This window comes from Pseudanabaena biceps PCC 7429 (genome assembly GCF_000332215.1).
In the GTDB taxonomy this organism is placed as follows: domain Bacteria; phylum Cyanobacteriota; class Cyanobacteriia; order Pseudanabaenales; family Pseudanabaenaceae; genus Pseudanabaena; species Pseudanabaena biceps.
This window is the reverse complement of the sequence record NZ_ALWB01000352.1, coordinates 1-3,595: the sequence shown is the minus strand read 5'-3', so window position 1 is coordinate 3,595 and position 3,595 is coordinate 1. Positions and strand designations below refer to the sequence as shown.

Sequence of the window (3,595 nt, the reverse complement as noted above, 5' to 3'; positions counted from 1 at the left end):
CTGCGGCTCACGCTGCGCGTGAGCCGCAGGTTTCTGGGTTTTATATTTAATTGCACTCAGCTACTTATATCGATAATTCACTAGCCGAAAATCATTGCTGATCGAGCGATACCTTTTTTTAGAACTGGTATAATCTAAGGTTTCTGGGATAGTCGATATTCATCCACGATTCACCCACGAGATAGCGTCAATAGAACTGTAAGAAAGATATATGTGTATTCAAGCGATCAAATCCATTGATTTACGCGGTGTTCCTTGTCCCCTTAGTTTTGTGCGTGCTAAATTACACCTCGAAAAACTAGAAGCAGGACAACTGCTTGAGGTTCTCTTAGACGGTGGCGAACCGATCGAACAGGTTCCAAATAGCTTGATTTCCGATGGTCATCAGGTCAAAGGGATTGAAGAACGCGATCGCTTTTTTGCTTTGACAGTCCAGAAAGCATGATGAAATTTGTCCTATGTTGGCTTTAGAAGGTACAGTTTTGGCTGTGCAAGCCAACTTTTATCGGGTGATGTTAGACCAAGCTTATCGTTTAGAGTTGCTTGATGAATCTGGGCAAATCTTTAGTCAGTTTGTTAACGAACTACTCTGTACGCGCCGCGCTCGCCTCAAAAAAATTGGACAACAGATCTGCGTCGGTGATCGCGTCATAGTTGAGGAACCTGATTGGCAAGGGAGAAGGGGAGCCATATCAGATGTATCAATTCGTCGTAATTTACTAGATCGTCCCACCGTAGCTAATGTCGATCGCATTTTATTAGTTTTTTCTTTAGCCGAACCGAGCCTCGATCCGCATCAACTAAGTCGTTTTTTAGTTAAAGCGGAAAGTACTCAAGTTGAGGTTTTGCTATGCCTAAATAAACGGGATCTCGTTAGCGATCAGATGTGGGAGCTATGGCGCGATCGCCTCCAGTCTTGGGGATACGAAGCGATCGCCATTAGCACCTATACCCAGCAAGGAATCGATCAACTGGCAACCTATTTGCAGACAGGTGTAACAGTGGTTGCGGGACTTTCAGGTGTAGGTAAGTCTAGTTTGATCAATTTATTGATTCCCGATTTACAGGTTAGGGTGGGCGTAGTCTCCCAACGTTTAGGACATGGAAGGCATACGACTCGTCATGTGGAGTTATTTGCCTTGCCCGCAGGAGGCTATCTGGCTGATACTCCAGGATTTATGCAGCCTAATTTGACAGTTACCCCTCCCGAATTAGCCGATTGCTTTCCCGAAGCAAGACAAAAATTAGCCTCAGGCAATCACTGTCATTTCCATAATTGTTTGCATCGTCTCGATGAGCCCGATTGTGTGGTGCGTGGAGATTGGGAACGGTATGATTATTATTGTGCCTACCTAGAAGAGGCGATCACTTATCAGCAGAAGTTGAAAAATACCGCCAATGCGGATGCTTCGCTCAAGATAAAGGATACCAGTGAGGGCAAGCAACAGCAGGAGCCCCGATTGCTCAAAAAGCGTTATCGGCGAGAGTCTCGACGTAGCGAACATCAAAATCTAGATACCGATGATCGCTAGGCAAGCTTTATATGTAATTGCACCTAAGTAGCTGGGCATAATTAAAACCCCAAAACCTGTAGCGCACGCACACCGTGCGCTACAGGTTTTGGGGTTTTATATATAATTGCGCCTAGCTACTTAGCTAATAAATAAAACACTTTATGGAGTTGGTATTAAGTTTTTGCAAGGAACGATATAGTAGCTAGTAAGCTTCATGCTTATTACCCAAACGAAGGTCATATCTAAGTTAGACATGAAAAAGTATATTTCCCTTGCTGCTGGTTTAGTCTTGTTTGCTGTCAGTGCTTGTAATCCATCTACACCCGTAGCTGATACGTCAACTCCTCCTACCACAGCATCTACAGATAAATCCGCTACCAAGCCTACTGACAAGCCTGCTGACAAACCTGCTGACAAGCCTGCTGACAAACCGACCAGTTCCTCCGACCCCAAAGCAACTACAGCATCTACTGCTACCACTGGTTGGCAAGATTACAAATCATCGGCTGGGAAATTTAGTATCCAAGTACCTAGCAAGCCTCAGGAACAGTCCCAAGATCAGAAGACTGACGTTGGAACGATCAAGCTCAATATGGTGATCGCGGAGTCAAATGATTCGGGATATTTTGTCGGTTATGCTGACTTTCCAAACAAAGCAATTAATCCTGCTGATGTCCAAAAAGGTTTAGGCGATGCTGTTAAAGGCTCCGTTTCTAACCTGAAAGGAGACATTAAATCGGAAAAAGAAACCACACTAGGAGATATTCCATGCCGCGATTTTGAAGCGGGTGGCAAGGTACAATCGACGGATGTATTGATGAAGGGGCGTTTCTGTCTTGCTGAAAATCGACTTTATCAAGTATTTGCTCTAGGCGCTAAAGATAAGATTGCCGCCGCAGATGTCGATCGCTTTATTAACTCTTTCAAGATTGATAAGTAACTGATATTGTCGCCAGTCTTGTGAGGACAATAAAGCCCAAAAGACAAATGGCGGCGCAAAGCGCCGCCATTTGTCTTTTGGGGTAGATTATTTTTAAATATCTTCGTACTCATCTTCGTACTCATCTTCATCATCCTTTGTCAGGTAATTACAGAGCCCTAAAAGTATGGCTACGGCAGCAACTGAAAATATCTGAGAACCATCCCCAGCGTGCCAATACTTAAATACATCCGCCTGCCCAGAAACTATCACCAGTAGGGCTACCCTTAAGGAATTTACGATAAAAGCGATCGCAATTGCTGCAGGGAACATAATCCACATATGAAATTTGGATACGGGAAAAACCAAGACAAACATAAGCGTAATCCGTAGCAACATTAAGATCGGCGGTAAACCCGCACATCCTCTTGCAACTTCCACCGCTCCAAATTGGCTAACAATGGTAATCCCATTTTGTGCGACCTTCACACCGCCATACCACAGCGCGGTATTGGCAAATTGGGCAGTAAACACATTGACAGGAATGACTTTTTCAATAGCTGCGAATAAAAAAGCGACGGGAATACCTAGGGTTGCCGCCAGTAATATCGGCTGCCAATATTGCTTTAGTCCTTTCCATCCCGAACCAATCAGCGCTACCCCAACCGTTGCCATAACTGGCGTAAAGATAAATAGAATGTCAGTAGTTCGGCGGGTCAGGAGACTTTTAAGCAACACCCATACAATCAGTAAAGTACCGATCGCGATCGCCGATGGGGTGCTTTCAAATTTAAAATTTGAACGATTGCGGATCACCAAGAGTAAGGCAACCGCCCAAGTCAAGATCTGAATGGCAATTTCGTCAATATTTTCACCTAGTCTGACGACAAGGGTAATGTTGATCGCAATAAAACTTGTCCATATAGCTAACAGCCAAAACTCTAATTTTCTTGTGGCTTTGTGGAGAGAATCTTGCAAGTTGCTGAAATTACCGCGCAAAATATGATCGAGCATGGCTAGTCCATAAAAATAGAGGCGACCTATGGTGTCGCCTCTATTTTATAACCCATAGCTCTAAAATATTTCTATAGCTGCCGTCAACTATATCAGGACATAAAGCCCAAAATAGGGTTGCCGTGCTCCGCACGGCAACCCTATTTTG

At 44.2% G+C, this 3,595-nt stretch carries 4 protein-coding genes; 3 read left to right on the top strand and 1 reads right to left on the bottom strand.

Annotated features, from left to right (window positions below):
* Window positions 1-211: 211 nt before the first annotated feature.
* The 3 genes from PSE7429_RS22165 (at window position 212) to PSE7429_RS22155 (ending at window position 2,454) form a co-directional block, all read left to right on the top strand.
* On the top strand, window positions 212-445 hold the full coding sequence (locus PSE7429_RS22165) for a sulfurtransferase TusA family protein (protein WP_009629625.1): 234 nt from the start codon (window positions 212-214) through the stop codon (window positions 443-445).
* A 13-nt stretch (window positions 446-458) separates the two neighbouring features.
* Window positions 459-1,532, top strand: coding sequence for a small ribosomal subunit biogenesis GTPase RsgA (gene rsgA / locus PSE7429_RS22160; protein WP_009629624.1), 1,074 nt, complete (start codon window positions 459-461; stop codon window positions 1,530-1,532).
* A gap of 235 nt (window positions 1,533-1,767) precedes the next feature.
* Window positions 1,768-2,454 (top strand): hypothetical protein, encoded by a 687-nt coding sequence (locus tag PSE7429_RS22155; protein ID WP_144052567.1) that lies wholly within the window; start codon window positions 1,768-1,770, stop codon window positions 2,452-2,454.
* 93 nt (window positions 2,455-2,547) lie between these two features.
* Here PSE7429_RS22155 and crtA read toward each other — a convergent pair whose 3' ends face one another.
* Window positions 2,548-3,447 carry a cyanoexosortase A gene (gene crtA / locus PSE7429_RS22150; protein ID WP_009629622.1) on the bottom strand — a complete coding sequence of 300 codons (900 nt, stop codon included), beginning with the start codon at window positions 3,445-3,447 and terminating at the stop codon, window positions 2,548-2,550.
* Window positions 3,448-3,595 lie beyond the last annotated feature (148 nt).